At 69.3% G+C, this 19,441-nt stretch carries 12 protein-coding genes and 1 pseudogene; 2 read left to right on the top strand and 11 right to left on the bottom strand.

Annotation, left to right across the window (positions count from 1 at the left end):
- Nucleotides 1-158: 158 nt before the first annotated feature.
- The 8 genes from AC067A_RS09900 to AC067A_RS09865 form a co-directional block, all read right to left on the bottom strand.
- Nucleotides 159-1,583: a PIN-like domain-containing protein gene (locus AC067A_RS09900; protein WP_478617066.1), complete on the bottom strand. Its 1,425-nt coding sequence runs from the start codon at nt 1,581-1,583 to the stop codon at nt 159-161.
- 145 nt (nt 1,584-1,728) lie between these two features.
- Entirely contained in the window at nt 1,729-7,314 is a 5,586-nt protein-coding gene (locus AC067A_RS09895) for a DEAD/DEAH box helicase (protein ID WP_478617063.1), read from the bottom strand.
- Nucleotides 7,307-8,284, bottom strand: coding sequence for a hypothetical protein (locus AC067A_RS09890; protein ID WP_478617061.1), 978 nt, complete (start codon nt 8,282-8,284; stop codon nt 7,307-7,309). Before AC067A_RS09890 ends, AC067A_RS09895 begins: the two co-directional genes overlap by 8 nt.
- Nucleotides 8,257-10,350 carry a hypothetical protein gene (locus AC067A_RS09885; protein WP_478617058.1) on the bottom strand — a complete coding sequence of 698 codons (2,094 nt, stop codon included), beginning with the start codon at nt 10,348-10,350 and terminating at the stop codon, nt 8,257-8,259. Before AC067A_RS09885 ends, AC067A_RS09890 begins: the two co-directional genes overlap by 28 nt.
- 851 nt (nt 10,351-11,201) lie before the next feature.
- A complete protein-coding gene (locus AC067A_RS09880) occupies nt 11,202-11,873 on the bottom strand; it encodes a GntR family transcriptional regulator (protein WP_478617056.1) in 672 nt (223 codons plus the stop codon).
- A gap of 5 nt (nt 11,874-11,878) precedes the next feature.
- Nucleotides 11,879-12,103 (bottom strand): hypothetical protein, encoded by a 225-nt coding sequence (locus AC067A_RS09875; protein ID WP_478617053.1) that lies wholly within the window; start codon nt 12,101-12,103, stop codon nt 11,879-11,881.
- Nucleotides 12,100-12,279, bottom strand: coding sequence for a hypothetical protein (locus AC067A_RS09870; RefSeq protein WP_478617050.1), 180 nt, complete (start codon nt 12,277-12,279; stop codon nt 12,100-12,102). The genes AC067A_RS09875 and AC067A_RS09870 overlap by 4 nt, the downstream gene beginning before the upstream one ends.
- Before the next feature lie 308 nt (nt 12,280-12,587).
- Nucleotides 12,588-12,863: a hypothetical protein gene (locus AC067A_RS09865; protein ID WP_478617796.1), complete on the bottom strand. Its 276-nt coding sequence runs from the start codon at nt 12,861-12,863 to the stop codon at nt 12,588-12,590.
- 76 nt (nt 12,864-12,939) lie between these two features.
- Between AC067A_RS09865 and AC067A_RS09860 the strand changes: the two genes are divergently transcribed.
- Entirely contained in the window at nt 12,940-13,695 is a 756-nt protein-coding gene (locus tag AC067A_RS09860) for a GntR family transcriptional regulator (protein ID WP_478617047.1), read from the top strand.
- Between the two features lie 6 nt (nt 13,696-13,701).
- Here the strand turns inward: AC067A_RS09860 and AC067A_RS09855 are convergent, their stop codons facing one another.
- Entirely contained in the window at nt 13,702-14,169 is a 468-nt protein-coding gene (locus AC067A_RS09855) for a DUF4240 domain-containing protein (protein WP_478617793.1), read from the bottom strand.
- Between the two features lie 256 nt (nt 14,170-14,425).
- Nucleotides 14,426-14,992: a hypothetical protein gene (locus AC067A_RS09850; RefSeq protein ID WP_478617045.1), complete on the bottom strand. Its 567-nt coding sequence runs from the start codon at nt 14,990-14,992 to the stop codon at nt 14,426-14,428.
- Between the two features lie 598 nt (nt 14,993-15,590).
- Here AC067A_RS09850 and AC067A_RS09845 point away from each other — a divergent pair.
- Nucleotides 15,591-15,938 (top strand): annotated as a pseudogene (locus AC067A_RS09845) (SMI1/KNR4 family protein); the annotation flags it as partial.
- Between the two features lie 506 nt (nt 15,939-16,444).
- On the opposite strand, the gene AC067A_RS09840 reads toward AC067A_RS09845, so the two are convergent.
- Nucleotides 16,445-19,087 (bottom strand): FAD/NAD(P)-binding protein, encoded by a 2,643-nt coding sequence (locus tag AC067A_RS09840; protein WP_478617042.1) that lies wholly within the window; start codon nt 19,085-19,087, stop codon nt 16,445-16,447.
- Between the last annotated feature and the right edge of the window lie 354 nt (nt 19,088-19,441).

Here is a 19,441-nt window from a genome sequence, read left to right as displayed (position 1 = left end):
CCTAAGGATCTCCATCAGGGCCCGGGCGGGACTGCGGCGGCGGTGAGAGCATTCGTGGAGCCGGGTCTTTCGCAAGGCGGGTAAATGAGCGGTTGAGGTCGATAGGCTTGCCGGTGCGCGTAGTAGCAAGCCACCCCCCACTCCTTCACCGACGGGCATCAGCCGCCGGAACGCCTATTATTCTCCGCTTGCTGCGCGGCGAGTCGGCGCAGGACAGCGCGGTCCGCCTGCGGGATGGAGTCCATCAGGTCCATGAACCACGGTGCGATCCAGGACGAGTCCCGATGGAGCCACTCGCCTGGCGAGAGGGCGGTGCCGGAGACCCAGTCCTCGGAGGGCGGCTCGCTGCTTCTCGAGGCCGCAGCAATCCCTACAGACGGCTCCGTTTCTCCCGCAGCACGCCGCCCGAGCTGAGCTGTCACACCGATCAGCCACCACTGGATCAACCGCCCGAACGGCGACGCCGACTCCAAAGCCGCACGCACGGCCGAAGAGACGAGCCCAACTGAATTGAACGCAGCAAGCGCCAGCCCCTCCGGCGGGACCTGGTGAGACGCTGTTTCCTCAGTGACCACCAGCGGCGTGTCCGGCACCTTGGCCTCGAACGCCTCTGACACCCGCTCAATCTCTGCATACGTGTCCGCGGCGAGCTCGGCGTCCAGGAACTCTCTGACCCCGCCGAAGAAGGTTGGCGGCGTCTCGATCCTCAAGTCTGCCTGAGCCCTCCGCCTCAACTCGTCGACAAGGCTCGGCCACGGACGGGAGCTACTCGAGCCTGAGCCCCGCTCGTACCAATCCTCCTTCGTGTCATTTGATACGAACAGCACGCGGCGGCCGGTGGGCGGCAGTTGGCGAACATGCTCGATCACCTCCTCCCAAAGGAGGAAGTCGCCCGCGGACTTCAGCGGCGTGTCCTTGTCGGAGTCGGAAAATCCGGGCGGGATCTTGTTTGGGAACCTGAAGGCGGTCGCTTCCTCCAGACGCTTGCGCAGGACGTCGTCGTCCGGCTGCTCGCCGATGCCTTCCCCGTACATCTTCGCAATCCGCGGAAGAATAGGGTCTTCCGCATCGGCGGAGTTCAGAGTTAAGCCGTGGTCGGTTTTGAGCATGTTCAGGTGGCGCTTGAACTCGTGCCGGTACACGTCGAGGTGCGCATCGACGTCGGAATCCGCGACGAGTGCGTCAAGCCCCGCTATCTCCTGCTGGGCTCGTGCGTACTTGTCGAGCTGGGCACAGACGACGTTTTTGGCCTCGACGATCGCTTTACGGGCCGCCATGAGCTTCTTATTGACCTCTGACACCGCATCGGCGAGGGCCCTCTTGCGGGACTCCAGTGTGCTGCGGCGGCCGCGGACGAACTCGAGCCCGACTTGGTAGGGCATCCACAGCCGTCCTGCGGCCTGCTCGAGCGCCGACAGGACCTCCTCCCTGGAGGTCTCCGTGTACTCGTACAGGCTCAGCAGGACGTTCGTGTCCAGCACGATGATGCCGCCTGTGAAGAAGGCGCTGCGCTCGGGGTCCTGGGCCGACGGTCCGGGTTGGAGCCAGGCTGCAAAGCGCTGCAGCAGTACGGAGTCGTCCATCTCCCCCTCCGGCTCAGCGCCGTCCCCTTTTTAAGGTGATCATCTTGGCACAGGTGTCTGGCAGTTGGCGGACGCGCACGGCCTAGAGCCGTGGGTCTAATCGGCCCCCCTTGCGGCTCTTGGAGCCGCAAGGGGGGGCCGATCGCTACACCCCGTCGAAGTCGGCGAGCATGGCTGTCACCCGCGCCGGGGCTTTGTCGAGGAGGAAGTCGTCGACAAAGACCACGGCGGCGACACCGCGGCTGTCGGCTGCGGCAGCGTCCCGCACGGTGCTGATGCGGGGAGACTGGAGCAGGGCGTCAGCTGCCTCGAACGGGCTCTTGGCTGCGACCCAGACCCGCTCCTCGAAGAGGACCGCCGGGCCGGTGCCGCCCAGGTCGTCCACGAACTCGGCATCCTCGGGCGGGAAGTCCGACGCCCAGTTCCGCAGCAGTCCCGCAGCGCGGCGGCTCCGCTGGCTGCCGGCGGCGCCTGCGCCTTGGAGGATGGCCAGGAGGTCGCCGGCCAGACGCCAGTCCAGCAGGCTGTGGTACGCCATGTTGGTGTAGTCGCGCAGGCACTGGTAGCACGAGCCGCGGCAGTCGCGGCCGTGCGCGTTGTCGGCGAAGCCGGCCAGCATCCCGTTGGCGGTGGCCATGAGCTGCTCGAAGACCTCGGGTTCGGCGAGGTGCGTGCAGTAGCCGGCTCCGTTGTCCAGGGTGTCAGAGAGGAAGGCGAAGGTGCGTGCCTCGCTGCTCTCCGAGCCGGCGCCGTGGATGCCGGATGCGATCTCGTTGGGCTGCACTTGCAGCAGCGACCCCGCGGCCGTGCGCAGCAGGGCGGCCAGTGAGTACCAGGCTGCCCGCCGTCCCGAGCGGTCGTCGGGGAAGCCGGTGCTCTGCGGCACGGAGGTGAGGTTCAGGCGCAGTCCGAGCGCCGGGATCTCGGCTTCCTGGGGTCCGAGGAGGAACAGGTCCGTGTGCTGGGTGGCTCCGATGGCAGCGGTCAGCGGTTCCTCGCCAGTGGTGATGTCCTTCGCCAGCCAGGGGAACAGATCCGCCGCTCCCGTCTCCAGGTAGGCGCCCGACCAGTGTGCGGCGGGGCTGACCTTCGCGAAGCGGAACAGTCGGCCGCCGTTGTCGTTGACCGCGTACCGCTCCCCCTTACCGGCGTGTACCGCCATGCCTTTCGCCGCCATCTTCTGCGGTGCTCCGTGCTCGAGGTCGGCGGCCGTGCGGGGGGCGAGCGACCTGGCCCTCCATGCGAAATTGCCGTCGAAGTCGCGGGCCTTGCCTGCGGAGTAGAAGCCTGCGGGTTCGCGCAGTTCGATCTCGCGGTAGGAGCCGTCGGCCGCTCCGCAGGCGGGGCAGGGCTGCGGCGGGGCGTCCTGCTGCTCCGCTGGCGCCTGCACGCTGTCAGCGAGGTGGCCGCAGGCGCGGCAGATACCGATGCGGACGGGCTGCCCCAACGGCTCGTTGACGGCTCGGGGGGATCGCCCAGTCGGCTCGAACGCGACGACGCCGACCGCCGTGTGGACCTGCCCGTCTTTGACAGTCTCGGCGCCGGGAGCGAACTGCGAGATGGCGATGTCCAGCGACCGGTCGACTACCCCGGCCGGGGGCCAGGGGTAGGAGTCGTAGGGGCGCTTGGTGTACAGGTAGCGGGCTGAGGTGGGGAATCCGAACATGGGTAGCAGGCCGGACTCCGCTAGCCGCTGACTGAGTTCGTGGTGGCCGCGGGGCGCGTCCGCGATCTGGGTGACGCGGTTGGCGAGTTCCTGAGCCGCCCATGCCGCTGCCTGTTCTGGGGGCCAGGTGCTGCGGGTGCGGTCGGCGAGGGCTGCGGCGAGGCTGCGGACTTCGGGCTCGTGCGATTTGATCCATAGGCTGACCGCTTCGCTCACGGCGGGCCAGTCCGCTGTGCGGCCGAACTGGCCGTGGACGTTGCGGGTCGGGTCCGCTCCTGCGTCGTCCGCGGCTGCGCCCTGCACCGCGCCGAATGCCCTGCGCAGTACCTCCGCGGCCAGTACGCGCTGGTAGATGTCCTTCATGTCGGTGGACAGGTAGGGCGGCGGGGTCGCAGCGTTGGTAATGCGCTTGGGGTCCTGGAAGTAGTGCTCGTCATGGCTGCGGCCGCGGCACACGGTGAGGGCGAGCGCGACCGGCGAGGTGCGCCGTCCTGCCCGGCCGACGCGCTGCTGGTAGTTGAATCGGGTCGGCGGCATGTTCGCCATCAGGACGGCGGACAGAGGGCCGATGTCGACTCCGGCTTCCATGGTGGTGGTGACGGAAAGGACGTCGAGGGTGTCGGGGAGTTCGTGCTCCTTGCCGCCGAGGAAGATCCCCTGGAAGCGGGCTTGGCGGGCCTGGGCGTCCAGGCGGTCGGTCTGGCCGGTGAGTTCGGCGGCGTTGAGGCGGAAGTTACCGAACTTCCTGCGCGCCATCCAGGCGTAGTAGTCGGCGTCCGCCCCGTCGAACGGCTCAGGCGCAGCGGGCAGGGGCCGCCGGCACTTGGTGCACACCCCGACGCCGGGGTGGAGATGCCGGCGCTGGCAGACGGAGCAGGTCCAGGACACCGCTCGGCCGTGGCGCAGAGCGACGTGCTCGGGCTGGATGACGTACTTCTTGACTGCGTCCCCCCAGAGCCTCTCGACGGTCCTCTGCAGGTCGTCCGGGTCCTGGCCGAGGTGGTCGGCTGTGCTGGCCCAGAAGTCCCGCAGCTTCCTGGGCGGGTCGTCGGCGGGGCTGCGCAGTCCGGCGAAGCGGCGCATGTGGCCGAGGATGCGGAGGCTGGCCCGGGCGAGCGCGGCGTCCGAGGCCCGCTCGGCTTCGAGGGGCCACTGGTCGGTGGCGAGGGTGAGCCAGCCCAGGCCGAGGGATTCGAAGTCGCGTCCGGCGCTGCCGAACAGCCCGTTGAGCAGCTCGCTGGTGAGGGCTTCGCGGATGTCCTGGCGCAGCTGCTCCTGCCGTTCGCTCAGGACCAGGCTGGACTCTTCGCGCACGGTGCCGCCGGGCGGCTCGGGCCACCTGTACAGGGAGGTCCAGGGCTGCGGCTGGGCGCCCTTCTGGTAGCTGGTCTGCTGCAGGGATGCCTTCGGGCCGCCGGGGTTGATGCCGAGCTGGGCCAGGCGCTCGGCGACGGCGGCGCTGTGGCTGTCGAGGCTGGGCACGCGGCTGAGGCGGCTGTAGAGCGCGACCTCTTCTTCCGGGTCGGCCAGGTCGTCGTCGAGGTCGTCGAGGTCGGATACCTGGGGCTTTTGGAGCTTCTCCCAGGCGTCGTAGGTCTCCGGTTCGCGTGTGCGGAGCCGGGTGCGTGCGGCCTTGGCCGTCTCCTTGTCCACGGGGTCGCCGACGGCTTTGCGGTAATAGCCCGATACGGCTGCGAGGTCGGCGACCGGGTCGCCCTGGCCCTCGACCTCCTCGGCGAGCAGCAGGCGCAGGAGGTCCTGGTAGTGGCGCAGTCCCAGGCCTGCGGACAGCTTCGCTGCGTCCTGCCGGCTGTCGGAGAAGACCACGGCCTGCTTGTTCGGCAGCAGGGAGAGGATCCCGGTGGTCAGGACCTGGTTGACCTTCTCGAAACCGGTGCGCATCGACCTGACCGGTGTGCGCATGCGGCGCGGGTCGCTCAGGCTGAGGTGCTCGCTGCCGACCTGCTTGAGCTCCCAGTTGTCGCCGCAGTTGGGGCACTGGGTCGGAGCTGCGGGGAGGTCCTCTGCTTTGAGCCGGGCCCGTCCCTTCCTGGGCTGGGGCACGCTGGTGTGGAAGGACCAGCCGGTGTGGTCGTGGTGATTGCGCAGGATGCCGGTGCGCGGGTCGTACTTGCTGCGCTTGAACTCGAAGTCGGCGCTCAGCGTGCCCTTGTCCGAGGTGGAGCCCCACTCCTGCTTCTCTACGGCGGGGTCGTTCTTGCGCGGCCAGTAGACGATGTAGTTGGCGGCGCTCGGCCCGAGCGCAGCGGCGTCGGGCAGCGAGTCGAGGTCGGGCAGGTCCGCGAGCAGACCGGCTTCGAAGGGGCGCCCCTTCGAAGCGTTGCGGAAGGCCGAGGCCGGTGCGTAGCCACCGAGGAATGGGTCTCCGCAGTTTTGGCAGTAGAGGAGCTCGAGGACGCGCGCGTCGCAGCTGCAGCGCGGCGTGGGGCGGGAGTACAGCTTGCCGACGGTCCGCTCCCTGCCTTCCCGGCGGGGGGCGTGGGGGCACTGGGGGTCCGAGCAGGCCCAGACGCCGGGGATGTTGCGGAAGAAGAGGTGTCCGCGCAGCTTGGGGGCCTTGGGGTCGGTGGAGCGGCGCAGCGCTGCAAGGACTCCGCGCAGCGCTTTGTTCTGCGCTTGTGGGCTGGCGTCGGGGAAGAGGCGGGCGGCGACGGCGGTGTCGAAGTCGGCAATAAGCCGGTCGCCTTCGCGCAGTGCGTTGACCAGTGCCTCATCGGCTCCGGTGCCTGCCAGGAGCTCGTCGGCCTGGCCGGGCTCGGGGTCCGGGTCCAGGGCGGCGTAGGTGTCGGCGTGCTGGGAGATGTCGGTGCGGGTGTGCGGGGGCAGCACGAGCTGGCCGCCGAGGACCTCGAACCGGTTGCGGTCGACGCCGAAGAACTCCTGCAGGAAGTCCAGGTCGCGGGGGGCTTCGAGGGAGGCGGAGGCGGCGAGGATGCGGAACTTGTCCGGTCGGCCTTCTAGGCCGAGGCGGTGGCGCAGGTTGCGCAGGAGGTAGGCGATCTCTGTGCCGGCGGTGCCGCGGTACATGTGGAGCTCGTCGACGACCAGGGTGAAGCGGGCGTCGGGTACTTCTTCCAGCCAGCGGCGCGTCTTGTCGAAGATCTGCGACTCGCGCGAGCGCATCAGCATGACGTTGAGCATGCTGTAGTTCGTGATCAGGATGTCGGGCGGCGCCTGGATCATGTCCCAGCGGCATCGCATCTCGGCGCCGTTCAGCCGGGGGATGAAGTAGCGGCCGTCTCCGGGGGCTTTCTGCGCCTGGCGGGAGCGTTCCTCGGTGGAGGCGAACTCCTTGCGCAGCGTCTTCACGCCCGCCGGCGAGCCGATGTCGCCCGGGACAGGGGTCGCTCCGGTGTAGCGGCCGAAGTAGAAGCGGTGGCCGGGCCGCGACCGGGCCAGCCACGCGCGGACGCCGTCGCTGTCGAGTGCCTTGCGCAGACGCATCATCTGGTCGTCGACGAGCGCGTTCATGGGGTAGAGGACCAGGGCGCGTACCGCTGCGTGGCGGCCGGTCTCGCCTGCGCGCTGCGGCTGGTAGGGGGCGTCGGGAGAGGCCCACCAGCGGTTGGAGGGGAGCGAGGCGGCCGGCCAGGCGGCGGACTCGCGGACGAGGTCGGCCAGGACAGGCAGCATGAACGACTCGGTCTTGCCCGAACCGGTGCCGGCTGTGACGACGACGTCGCGCCCGTCCCTGGCAGCTGCGGCCAGGGCCCGGTGCTGGTGCTCGTACAGTGAGGGGACGTCCTGCAGCAGCCCGAGCTGCACCAGTTCCGCGAGGTCGGGGTGGGCTCCTGCTGCCTTCACGGATTCCGCGACGCCCGCGTTCATCTGGACGTACCGCGGGCGGACTTCCAGCAGGGGGCGGCGCCAGGCTCCGCTGTCCACATCGAACAGGGCCTGCCGCTCGCGTTCGAGGTCTTCGTCGGCGAGTCCGAACGGCGTGTTGTAGTAGCGGAAGAGCGCTTCCTTCAGGTGCTCGAATGAGCCGAGGATGTCCACGTCCCGGCTGGTGCGGCCGGGCTGCGTCGCAGCGGTGTTACTCATCGTCGTTCTCCCCCAGGTGCTGTCCGAGCGATTGCGCAATCTTGATGGCTATGGCGTAGGGCACGTTGTCGTAGGCAAGGTTCTCGGCTTGGGCGTTGATGCGGGGCGCTAGGCCGCAGCACATCACGGCCACGCGTCGGTGCAGGTCGGGCAGGGGGTATCCCCAGTCGACGAAGAGGGTCCCGAACTGCTCACGCCCGCTGTCCTTCTCAGGCCGCCAGCGCAGCACGTCCGCTGCTTGGCTTCGGGTCTCCAGCACCAGGTAGACGCCTTGCTCGTGGCTGGTCTCGTACCACTGGCCATCGCGCAGGACCTGGCATACGCGCTTGCTGTCGCGCCGCTTGAGCCGATACAGGCCGTCGCCTTGGGGCCGCGGGACGGGCCGGTATTCGCCGCGCTCAAGGTCGTATTGTTCCAGCGGTTTGCCGAACTCCGGTGCAGAGGTCGACGCTCCAGGGATCAATGGCGGTAGCAGCGCAATTCCTTGTAGCGCGAAACATGGTGTGTAGGAGACGCCGAGCTCGGCCGCCCAGTCTGCGAGCCCTGCATCGTCGTCGAACTGGACGATGAGGGACAGGGGCAAGGGGATGTCTCTGGGCGGGCGGGCGCTCGGCACCCGGAACAACTCCAGCAAGCCGTCCTGCTCTGCCTGCACTATGCGCGCGTCGAACGCGGCCGTCCGGCTCCCGGTGAGTATCGCCAGCCCCCGAGCCTGCGGCAGGCGGGTCAGGACAGGCGGGGCCGCGCACCAGCGCCGGTTGCGCCAGTCGATGTCGATGTAGGCCAGCGAGACAGCGTCGCGCAGCCAGCGGCCCGGGGCTCCCGGTTCGATGTCCTGGCTGTACTTGGCTGCCAGCCACCACATCCCCTGCTTGGCGTCGGACAGGGTGCCGGCGCCCTGCTCACTCAGCCAGCGCAGCAGTAGGCCTCCTGTATCGGCCATCAGGCGCCCCGTCTTCCGCTGATCCATTCCGCTGCCGCTACGTAGTCGAGCCAGGCGGGGTCCTGCAGGCGCTGGGCGGCGCTGAGGACGGCATACGCCCAGGCGTAGTCGTCAGGCGCCGGAGCGGGCGCGGGAATTTCTTCTGATGCTGCCAGCGCCCTGACCGACCAGCGGGCCGCTGTCCGGTAGACCAGCCAGACGTAACCGCCCGGTACCTCAATCTCAAGGCAGGGGCCGAGCGCTTGTGCAGGCAGGCGGGAGGCCATCCAGGCGGGGACCGACTGCTGCTTGGCCTGGCGCACTCCGCCGTGAGGATCGAGCAGCACGGCTTCCAGGACGCTGGAGCGGAGCAGTTCAGTCCGCGGGAGGTGGATACCGCGCGGCGCCTCCGCACCGCGGATGGCGGTCTCGGGGCCTACTGCCTCGCTCAGCTCGGGCCGGGCGGTGCCATCGCAGGGATATCCGAGCGTCCCGGTGCCGGGCGGCATTCCCTCGTGTAGCCCGTCGTACAGCGTGAAGACCTGGCTGCTGTGCGCCGTACCCACACGATGCTCTCCCTCTTCGAGGGGAATCATGCAAAGCGGAAAGGGCACCCGCGGGTCGGCGCGCAGCTTCTCGGCGCGGCCGTCGAGGACAACTTCTACCCGGCCATCGGGAGAGTCGCTGGTCGGCAGCAGGAGGTCGGGAGCACCACCGCGGAGGAAGTGGCCCGCTACTCCGGCACCCGCCCGGTACTCAGGTGCGATGCGCAGACCACCGGACAACGCAGCGCTGTGCCGGATCTGGGGTTCAAGGACGTGTGCGTGCTCTCCGCCCCGGTCGAGGGTGCGGGCAAAGGCCAGCCCATTGACCGCGCGCACGCCCTTGAATAGCTTCCACCCTGGCACCGGCGCCGACGCTTCACGGACGGTGCGGCCGCCGAGGGCATCGACCATGGAGCGCACTGCGCGGACGGCCGAGTCAGCGGCCAGAATCCAGTGCTGTTCGCCAGGCTCGAAGTACTCAGTGCTCACCCACTCGCCCAGATGCGGGTGCAACCGCAGCAGCACCACGTCCTGCGGCGCCCACTCAAGGACCAGATCGTCGCCCTCAAGGTGCAGGCCGTGTCCCAGTTGCTGCCAGGAGGGATGCAGCGACTCCAGTCCCTCGTAGACACCCCCGTACGCCTTGTGCAGTATGAACGTACGGCCGCCAGGCATAGCGACGCGGGACTCGTCGATGCCGTCGCAGGCCTCGGCGAGCCATTCCAGCCGCCTGCCTCGTTCCGCGACTACGAGCCTCAGTCCGGTGGCGCGGCGCCGGTGCTCGCGCTCCGGCTCGTGGAGGGTGCCGTCCCAGTCATCGGCGAGCCGCTTGACGAGGCTGACGATCAGGGTTTCGCCCGTATCCGGGGCGCTGGCAAGTTCTTCCATGAGCCGAGCCGACAGACGCCGGTCCCGGCCCGCCGTCCATACCCGCAGGCGCCGCAGCAGCTCGCGGCCGGAGACCTCGTCGGGGTTGTGCGGCCGCAAGCGGGTGGCGGCGAAGAACCTTGTGAGTACCTGTCGGTCCGAACCCCGCACCAGCGCCTGCGAGATGGGGAAGCCGATCTTCCAGTAGCACTCGTCGGTGCTGACCGTGCTGGTGCCATAAAGGCCACCCGTCTGCTCGAGCCAGGTGTCGAGCTCTTCCCACATCACTGCGACGTCCTGGAAGGCGTGCTCGAGCTTGTTCGCCCGGGAGCCGGAAGCCTGCTCGCCGAACAGCTGGATCCACCGCCCGTAGAAGTTGGTCTTCAGCATGCCGTCGGAGGACGCCATGCGAGTAGCCGCCAGCACGGACAGGGCCAACACCGGCAGACTCGGCGGCGGGACCGCACTCCCGTGCTGCTCCCATATCTCGCACTCCCGCTGAATGCTGCGGAACAGTGGCCTGTCCGGATCGCTCCAGTTGAGTTCACCGGCGACGGCCTGGACTAGGCCAGTTCCTATGCGCTCGGCCAGCTCCCGCTCAAATTCGTCATCGACGTACAGGACGGTGCTCCGCAAGGCGTTGCCCGCGCCGAAGAACTCTGCAGAGAGCACCTCGTGCCACTGCTTGTACTCAGACCTCATCTAACCTTTCCAGCTTTCCCACCCACAGCCGCGTGCCCATCTACGGCTGCCGACACGCGCCCCTGTTACCTGGCACCCGGCAGGACGGTTGGACCTGCCATCCGTCCAGCCCGACCAACGCTACTCACGGCGCTCCTCACTCGGCAGGCATATGCTCTTGTTCACTGCCTTGCGGCATACTGGCGCACCTGCCCGCACCTGCCCGCACCTGCCCCCGCCGAAGGCTGCCAGACGACGTCGCATGCGGCAGCAGTGACTGCAACGATGGAGGACAGTAGCGACATTCGGCGATCGAGCACGGTGTCAACCTGGGAAGGACGGTGATGCCGCGGTGGCTACGCTTTGTCAGCCGCTCACCACTGTGGCCTATGCGTGGACTAGCGCTACGCGGCGGCCCCTTATCAGCCTCCTGGCCAGGGTAATCACCAGCTCCGCACGCGCACCCGGAGCCGTGTGCAGAGAAGCCCCAGACCTTGGTTCGGGGCTTCTCTTGGCGGTGCGTGGCTGCTAGCCGAAGGCGGCTGCAGGCAGCCGAGGGCCTTCATCTTCTTCCCCGCGCGCGGCGGAGTCCGGCGCAGGGAGGCGGAGGCCCCGGCTTACGGCCACCCGGAGTGTGTCCCGCAAGGCTTCCGTGAGATCCCTCGCCAGGAGGCGGAGTTCCGTCGGCTCGGACTCCGCGTCGGCGAATACCTCCATGGCGTGCTCCAGGAGCTCTTGCCCGACGACGAGTTGTGCGGACTCGGTGGTGTCGGCCAGGCGGGATAGGCGGCTGCTGGCGTCGTCAGTGCTCAGGTAGCAGGGCTTTCCATCAGGGCCCAACCAGGGGAGGAGGCGGAGCTCGTTGTGGGCTTTCATCCTTCCGTCCCCCTCTCTTCGATCGTGTGGTGAGTGGTGAAGAGCGCTTCGGCGCGGTCGCCGGGGAGGATCAGGCGAGCCGCCTCGATCACGCGGCCTGTGATGTCGGCAGACACTCGTGTGATCGCGAGCACTGCCAGCGTCGTGCTGAGCCGGAGGGTGGAGGCCTCTTCTGGGGTAGGGAGCCGGGCGGTGACCACTTCTCGGGTCTCCGCCCGGCCGGGACGAGACCACGGCAGTTCGGCCGGCACCAGGTCGCGCGGGACGTAGATGCGGGCCAGGCTGTGCGGCCTCTCTCCCTGGTGAGTGAGGCAGAGGAACTCCGTCAGTGGGGTGCGCGAGGGGACCTTGAGTAGGGGGATGAGGTCTCCGCGCGCCCGGAGGTTGGTGGTGCGGATTGTGACGTGGAGATCTACGTCCGGGGTGAGGTGGCCTTCCGCGTACGTGAGTCTGCGGAGGGGGCGGCGGACATAGTTGCCCTTGCCGTGGATCTTGTCGATCAGGCCCTCGGCCTGGAGGAGTGCGAGGGCGTTGCGCAGTGTCGGGGTGCTCACCTTGTACTGGGCAGCGAGCCTCGGTTCCGAGGGGAGGCGGGCGCCGGCCTGCAGATGGACGGCGGTGATCTGGGCCCGTAGGTCGTCGGCGATGGTGTCTCGGAGAGACGGCATGGCGGTCACCACCTTTTGAGCACTCGTACGGCGATCAGGCGCGTACGGGTGTGCATCGTCAGGAGCTCGCCCGATTCGAAAAGGAGACGCTTGGCGCCGCCGGGCAGTTGGCGGAGGTCGGCCACTCGGCACGGCTGGCCGCCGATCTGAATCACGTCCCCGCGCTGCACCGTGGTCGTGGTGATCTCGACCGGCGAGGCAAGTGCACCGCCCGAGGGATAGCCGTTCATGAGGCCGCCTCTGGTGACGTGGTCGCGGAGTGGCAGGGGCAGGCGCACGCTTCGTAGACGACGGGGATGTCGATTGGTGCCGTCGTCGGGGAGGAGTGCGCGCACTCGTGGTGGGTGCCGATCTGGCAGGCGCTGGACCGGTAGGGCGCGGTCGCCGCCGAGGGGGCGCGGGTCATCCGTGGGCCTCCGCCGGCACGAACCAGGTGTGGGCGAGGAGGTGGGGCGGAATCGGGGCCGAGTTCTGTCTGGTGCGGTCTTCGCAGACCAGGACGTACGGGCTGACGAGGGCCGGCTCTTCGCCCGGGAGGAAGTTCGTGCGGTCTCCGAGCTGTCGGAGCAACAGCGTCAGTTCGTCGGGCGGTTTGGGCAGAGCGAGCGTCGGGCGGGTCGACGTTAAGGGCTCCCAGTGCCGGGTCCTTTGGGCGTACCGCTCTCTGGTGCGCCTGATGGAGCGACGGATACGGTTGAACATGCTGATCAGCTCCTATCGCTGATGGCCAGGTCCCCGGACATCGCCCGTCGCGGGGACCGTTTTGCTCACGGCGGCCCATAGAGTGCGGCCGCCCAGGCTGGTGGCCAGGAGACCGAATCGGTCCGCCGCAGCCACGACTTCCAGGACCTCCTGCCATGTCTCGACGGAGAGGGATTCCGGTAGCTCCGCTTCGATCGACGTGTGCCGCGGGTGCCCTTCCACGCGTGTGGTGAGCCCGACCGCTGACAACCGGGCAGCCAAGGCCTCCGCGCTTACTTGCAGGCACAGGGCAGCCTCCGTCACCGGCGATCACTTTCAGTGAAGCTAGTTAACTAGATTAGAGCTAGTGGACTAGATTTTCCATATGCCTGAGCAGCCGCCCTATCTCCGCATCGCCGACGAACTGCGGCGGCGGATCGCGGAGCACGAGTGGACCCCTGGAGACCGGTTGCCCTCTCGGGCCCAGATCGGCCAGGAGTGCGGGGTGGGCGAGAACTTCGTCCGTCGCGCCCAGGAGTTGCTGATCTCCCAAGGCGTGTTGGAGGGGCGGGCCGGGTCCGGGACCTACGTGGCCGAGCCCCGGGCGCGGGCGCGGATGGTTCGGTCCGCGGCGCGTGAGCAGCCTGAGGGGTCGCCGTTCCGGGCGGACATGAGGGCCGTGGGGCGGAACGGCGGCTGGGAGAGCCGGACTGATGCGAAGGTGCCTGCGCCGGCGGAGATCGCTGCGCGGCTCGGGATCGGTGAGGGCGAGCTGTGCGTCCGGACCGTGTACGAGTTTCTCGCCGACGGACGGCCCGTGCAGTTGTCAACGAGCTGGGAGCCGTACGACCTCACCGGCGGGACCCTCGTTGTCCTTCCCGAGGGCGGGCCGCACGCCGGCGCCGGCGTCGTAAACCGCATGGCCGAGATCGGCGTCACGGTCAGCCACGCCGTCGAGCAGCCCGAACCGCGGCAGGCCACCGCCGAAGAGGCGTCACTCCTCGGGATCCAGAAGGCCGCACTCGTCACGCACATCCGGCGGACGTACTACAGCGACGAGGGCCGTCCCGTCGAGACGGCCGACATCATCGTGCCCGCCGCCCACTGCGAGATCGTCTACGAGATCCCGATCAAGCGGTAGCTCGACTCAGTCCCGCAGGTCTGGCCAACCGTCCCGATTGGAGTAGCTCTCGACGCAGTACCGGGTCGAGCGGTCCCACTCCTCGCCGGTGGCCAGCTCGTACGCCGTGTCCGGCACGTACAGCAGCCATTCGCCGTCACGCTCGCTTGAGGTGTACGGCGTGAACTTGTCGGCGTCGAAAAAGACGCTCTCCCACACGGCCTGACCCGCGGCCACCACAGCGCAACGCGCGTACAGGAACACGTCGGACGATTGCGGGAACGGGCTGCCGAACCGGGCCGTCAGGTCGACCACCGGCAGAGTGCCGAACTTCTCCTGATCCAGGCGGTAGAGCGCCTCGGCATGCCGTTCAGCGAAGCCGATGATGGCGGAGACGGGGCGGCGGCTCAGCTCCTCGGCGAGGCTCTGGCAGCTCTCTTCAGTCGCTTCGCCGTTCAGGGTGGCTATCAGTGCCCAGAAGTCGGCCCATGTCATTCTCACGGGCGCAGGATGTCAGGCCGGTCTGACATCCACGGCTGACATCAACGACGGCGGATGCGGGCGGTCGTACCCGGCTATCCGCAGCGGCCGTCAGCAGCGCCTCTCCCCCGCCCAGGACCCCACAACCGAACTCCTAAAGCCGGGTGTTGCAGGTTCGCGTGCTGTCATGGGCGCCAAGGCAAAGCGCCTGGGACTGATCACCGTCCCAGGCCTTCTCGCGATACGCGTGCCGGCAGTCGCGCCCGCAGCCTCAGGGCTGTTGCGTCTCATCAGTTGCCGAGGCTCCTGCGAGGGCCTGCACTCGGGCCTGGGCGTGAGCGTCCAGTTGCTTCAACGCGTTTCCTGCCCTCTTTCCATGCTTACGCCAGCGCTCAATATCGACCATCAGGAACCATCCCGGGAGCATGGTGATGAACATGAGCGCGATGGCGAGCGACCAGTAGATGACTTGAGCCTGCTCCGGGGCAGCTCCGGACTCCTTGCCTGGCCCTCCGTTCTCAGACAACCATCTGAGTGCCTGCACCGTGCAGCCAGCCATAGTCATACTTAAGTAGATCCAAATGCTGTACAGGCCGAACGGTGGGAGAGGGCCTAACCACCACCGCTGTGCCAGACCCCACAGGCCTCGGGCGCGTGCCAGACTCTCCTCATTTGACGCCTCAGACATGGCTACGACGGCCTCGTTGTACCGGTGATCCCTCTCATCGGTCCAGCTCTGCATACGCTTAAGCAACTGCTGAACTTCCACGGTTCCGATTGCCCACAGCACCGGTGTGACTGCCGCAGCCGTGGCGGCAAAGCCCTCTGACATCTCCATCCCTTCATTGTGAGAGGGCAATTGGCAGGCGCGGGAGCGATTGCCGGCATCCCGCACAACGCGATCAAAGGCCGTGGCCCCGGCTTGGGTGTGCTTCCGTTTCGGCCGGCGCACGTCGTGCTCCGCTACGGGGAGCCTGATGACGACGCCGTGAGCGAGCGGGTTGAGTTCTGAGCACGCGTGCCAGATGCGTGCCAGATCGAGCGGTCAACCACGGTCACTGGAGGATCGCTGCGGCGTCCACAGCTTGTGAGAGCCGTCGCCGCGTGCAGAGGGGCTGAGCTGCCATGACGGATCAGTTGCAGGTGCCAGGCTTACAAAGCAGATGTCGGCGGTTCGAAACCGTCCGCGCCCACCAGCAGGTAGCACGACAAAGGCCCAGGTCACCGGTACTGAACCGGGAGCCTGGGCCTTGTCCGTTCCTGCATGCGCAATGCCGGGTCTCCAGAGCGGGGTGTGCGAGGGTCTGTCGGTGGGGGCTGAGAGGGTGCCCCTCGTGAATGACCGACCAGTGCCCGCGGCGGTGCGACTGAGGGAGCTGCTGGGGGAGCCGTCGTGTTGGGGTTGGGCGAGGCCGTAGTGGTGGGAGGCGGCCGAAAGGTGCCTTGGGGTGGCGCTGCCGAGGGACTACAAGGCTTTCCTTGGTCTGTACGGGGCGGGTTCTTTCGATGAGCTGTTCTGGTGCGCTCGGCCGGTCGAGGGGACGCGGGACGAACTGGAGCAGATCTGGCCGATGACAGGTCGGCCGCACCTCGACGACACGGAGTGCACTCCGTTTCCCTTCCATCCCCGCCCCGGTGGTCTGATTCAGTGGGGCGGGGACGGGGGCGGCACGCTGTGCTGCTTCCTTCCCGAGGAGGAGGACTCCGGCGGCTGGCGCGTGGTGGTCGAAGCGGGGAGGGGGAGTGGCATAAGGCCCCCGGCTCTTTCGTCGAGTTCCTCCTGAGTTGCGTCGGAGGGCCGCATCGCCTGCCCTTCCTGGGGGGGGCTACCGGCCCGGCCCGACCCTGCGCTACCACCCGGAGTCCGAGGACGGCCCGGACCGCCCCCGGTGAGCATCGTCGGGCACCTGGGCGCTCGGAACTTGCGCAAGGACTGGCCGTGGGCGGCCGTCGTCCTGCGCGGCTCTGCGAGGTCGTCGACCGGAGCCGATGAGGTGGTGGTCCGGTTCAGTCCTGTCCTGTAGGTGAGGCTGGCCCTTGCGGTGGGAGTAGCTCTTGAGGCAGTGCCGGATGGAGTGGTCCTGCTCCTTGCCGGTGGCCGGCTCGTGCGTCTTGTCCGGTAGGTGTAGCGGTTGTTCGCCGTCGTGCTTGGCGATCCGGTTTGGGTCGGGGTGCGGTGGGCGTGTTCGTAGGGCGGGTGGTGGGGGTTTGTAGTTGTTTTTGTCTGCTGGTGTGGAAGGCCCCTCGTCGGTTGTGGCGAGGGGCCTTTGGGGTGGGGCGGGGGTGGGGGTCAGGTGGGGAGTTGGGAGAGGAGGCGGAGGTCGCGGGGGGAGTGGGTGCGTTGGAGGCGGGCGTCGAGGAGGAGGCGGGCGGCGTCGGAGCGGCCGTCGGCGGTGAGGGCGTAGAGGAGGGTTTCCTCGACGACCTCGCGTTGGGCGGAGCTGCCGCCGACGCGGCGGAGGACGGGGAGGAGGGAGTGGAGGCCGAGGGCGGCTTCGTGGAAGCGTTCCTCGATCAGGGCGGTGAAGGCGTCGCAGAGGGGGGCGATGACGTCGCGCTGGACCTCGTCGGCGCCGGAGGCGTGGTCGCGGAGGCGGCGGAGTGCGGCGAGGTCGCCGGCGGCGGTGAGGGTGACGGCGGAGTGGAGGGCGGTGAAGGCGGTGGCGGGGCGTTCGAGGACGTCGGCCTCGACCGAGTCGAGGACGTCGGAGGTGGGCAGTTCGCCGCGCCAGCTGTCGCTGAGCCGGGCGCGCCAGAGGAGGGAGCCCGAGTCGACGAGGGCGCGGACGCCGGTGACGCGGCCGGGGGCGAGCTGGGCGAACCAGCGCCGGCGGACGGCGGCCGGGTCGTCGAGGGCCAGTTCGTGCAGGGCGATGTGCCAGGAGAAGTGGGCGCGGTGGACGGCGCCGCGGCCGCGGCCGGCGACCCAGCGTTCGAGCCAGTCGCGCCCTGCCTGGTGGGTGCCCGTCTCGTAGTGGACGTGGGTGAGGGCGTGGACGGCGTGACCCGAGGCGGGTTCGGCGGCGAGCGCGCGGTGGGCGAGCTCGCCGGCCTCGTGGAGGCGCCCTTGCTCCTGGCGGAGGAAGGCCAGCAGCGAGGTGTGGAACCAGTGGCCGTCGTACGCCGGTGACGTGCGCTCGACCAGACGCAGCGCGTAGGCGTCGTCGAGGTCGTCGACGCCGGAGAACGCGATGGTCGGCACGGCCGCGGCCAGCGCCAGCGCGTCCGCCGGGTGCGCTTCGAGGTGTCGTACGAGCGCGGCGTCGCCGTTGTCGCCGTGGACGCGGCGGGTGACGACCTCGACGAACGAGCGCTCCCGTTCGTCGGCCCTTTCGCGGGCGGACCGCTGGGCCTCCGCCAGCGCCCGCGGTACGTCGACGGCGGCGCCGCACTCGTGCCCGAGCAGGGCGAGTGCCGCGTGCCCCAGGGCGAAGCCGGGGTCGAGGACGACGGCACGGCGGAGCGCGTCCTCGGCGCCCGAGCGGACCTTCAGGACGCGGTCGAGGCCGGTGCGGTACGCGGCCGCCGCCTCGGCGTGCGTCGACAGGGCGAGGCCGTGCCCGTCCAGCGGCCGGCGCGTCGTACGGCGCCTCGGGGCGAGCGGCGCGAGCAGGGCCTGGGCGACCGCCGCCGCCTGGACGCGGATCTCCGGGACCGCCGTGGTCTCCCACAGCTCCCCGCGGCGCGGGGAGCCCAGCGTGTACAGCGGCAGACCGATCCGCCCCTCGGCCGCGAGCAGCCGCCCGTCGAGCGTCGCCACCCCCATGCCGAGCGGACCCGGCACCGCCGTGCCGGACGCCAGCAGCGAACCCCACAGCGCTCCGTCGGGCCGCCGCCCCGGCCCCGTGCAGTCGATCACCCAGCCCACGTTCAGCTCCCGGTCCCCGGTGAGACCGACCGACAGGGTCCCGTCGCCGAGCACGCCCGCCCGCGTCACCCTCCCCGCGTGCACGACCAGCCGCTTCGCGCTACGGGCGCGGGCCACCGCCTCCGCGGTGGCGGGCGCCATCCGGTGCCGGTGCGTGTTCCACAACGCCCCGTCACACTCGATGAGTTCGGCCCGCTCCTCGGGCGTGAGCCCCTGCCACAGGCGCGCGGTGTGCGGCCGCAGACTGTCCAGCGCCGGCCGCCAGTCACCGTGCAGGCGCACGGACCGGGCGACATGGTGGCGCACGGTGCGTCGCAACTGTTCAAGGGACGCGCCGTACAGCCCCTCCGGTGCCGCCATGGGCCCCGCCGGCGTCAGCGCGTGCGGCTGGGGCAGCAGCCCATGGCGCGACACCGCGTGCACCGTACGGCCCGGCCGGTCGAGCGTCAGGGCGAGATCGACGGCCGTCAGCCCCGTACCGACGAGCAGCACGTCCCCCTCGCCCGCCAACGGCCCGTCCAACGCCCCGCTCGCCCACGGCGAGCCGATGAAGCCCGGCGCCTCCCGCAGCTCCACCGGAGCCCAGGCCGCCGTCGGGCCGGCCGGCCCCGTGGCCAGCACCGCCGCGTCGGCGGTCAGCCGCGTACCGTCGGCCAGCCCGAGCACCACCCGTCCGTCCCCCGCGCCGGCGCAGTCCTCGGCACGCGTACGCAGCCGGTGTACCGACACCACCCCGTGCGCCCGCACGATGGCCTGCGCGAGAGTGTCGGCGAGATAGGCGCCGTACCGGTAGCGGGTCGCGAAGTCCGCCGCCTTGACCGTCGGTTCGCCGTGCCGGCACAGCCAGCGGGTGAAGTGCCCCGGGTCGTCCGGGTAGCAACTCATGCCCCCCGCAGGGACGTTCAGGCGATGCCCGGGGTCTGGAGTCGCGTACGCGACACCCCGTCCGGCCTCCGGTGCCGGGTCGATCAGGACGAGGTCGAGCGGGGTGCGGCGGCGCGTCGCCGTCTCACAGAGGTGGACGGCGGTCAGCGTGCCCGCCGCCCCCACGCCGACGACCGCCACGGTGTGCGGGGCGTTCGAGGTGGGTGAGGTGGGTGAGGTGGGTGAGGTGGGTGGGGTGGGTGGGGTGTGGAGGGTGGGTGGGGTAGGGGAGGTGGGTGGGGTGGATGAGGTGTGCGGTGTGTGCGGGTCGCGGTCTGGGCTCACGTAATCCTCCGGCATAGGTCGGCGGCGGAGCCGATGGGTAGCGCTCCGCCTTCGGGTCCTTCCGCGCTTTCCGATGGGATCGGTGGGGAAGTCATGCCGGGACAGGGATCTCACCGCGCGGTCGAGGAATGGTGGGGGTTCGGTCGCGAAGGGTGGCGGAGTGGTGACCGTACGGGGTCGGTCGGGGGTGCGGAAAGGGCGTGCGGGGCG

It is taken from the genome of Streptomyces sp. NPDC043176 (assembly GCF_056436715.1).
This window is presented reverse-complemented; position numbering and strand designations above follow the sequence as displayed.

Bases quoted from the DNA above. Each gene is read 5' to 3' on its own strand.
- AC067A_RS09870 (WP_478617050.1), bottom strand. From the start codon at position 12,279: ATGACCCGCGCCCCCTCGGCGGCGACCGCGCCCTACCGGTCCAGCGCC.
- AC067A_RS09860 (WP_478617047.1), top strand. From the start codon at position 12,940: ATGCCTGAGCAGCCGCCCTATCTCCGCATCGCCGACGAACTGCGGCGG.
- AC067A_RS09850 (WP_478617045.1), bottom strand. From the start codon at position 14,992: ATGGAGATGTCAGAGGGCTTTGCCGCCACGGCTGCGGCAGTCACACCG.
- AC067A_RS09875 (WP_478617053.1), bottom strand. From the start codon at position 12,103: ATGAACGGCTATCCCTCGGGCGGTGCACTTGCCTCGCCGGTCGAGATC.
- AC067A_RS09890 (WP_478617061.1), bottom strand. From the start codon at position 8,284: ATGGATCAGCGGAAGACGGGGCGCCTGATGGCCGATACAGGAGGCCTA.
- AC067A_RS09900 (WP_478617066.1), bottom strand. From the start codon at position 1,583: ATGGACGACTCCGTACTGCTGCAGCGCTTTGCAGCCTGGCTCCAACCC.
- AC067A_RS09855 (WP_478617793.1), bottom strand. From the start codon at position 14,169: ATGACATGGGCCGACTTCTGGGCACTGATAGCCACCCTGAACGGCGAA.
- AC067A_RS09895 (WP_478617063.1), bottom strand. From the start codon at position 7,314: ATGAGTAACACCGCTGCGACGCAGCCCGGCCGCACCAGCCGGGACGTG.
- AC067A_RS09880 (WP_478617056.1), bottom strand. From the start codon at position 11,873: ATGCCGTCTCTCCGAGACACCATCGCCGACGACCTACGGGCCCAGATC.
- AC067A_RS09885 (WP_478617058.1), bottom strand. From the start codon at position 10,350: ATGAGGTCTGAGTACAAGCAGTGGCACGAGGTGCTCTCTGCAGAGTTC.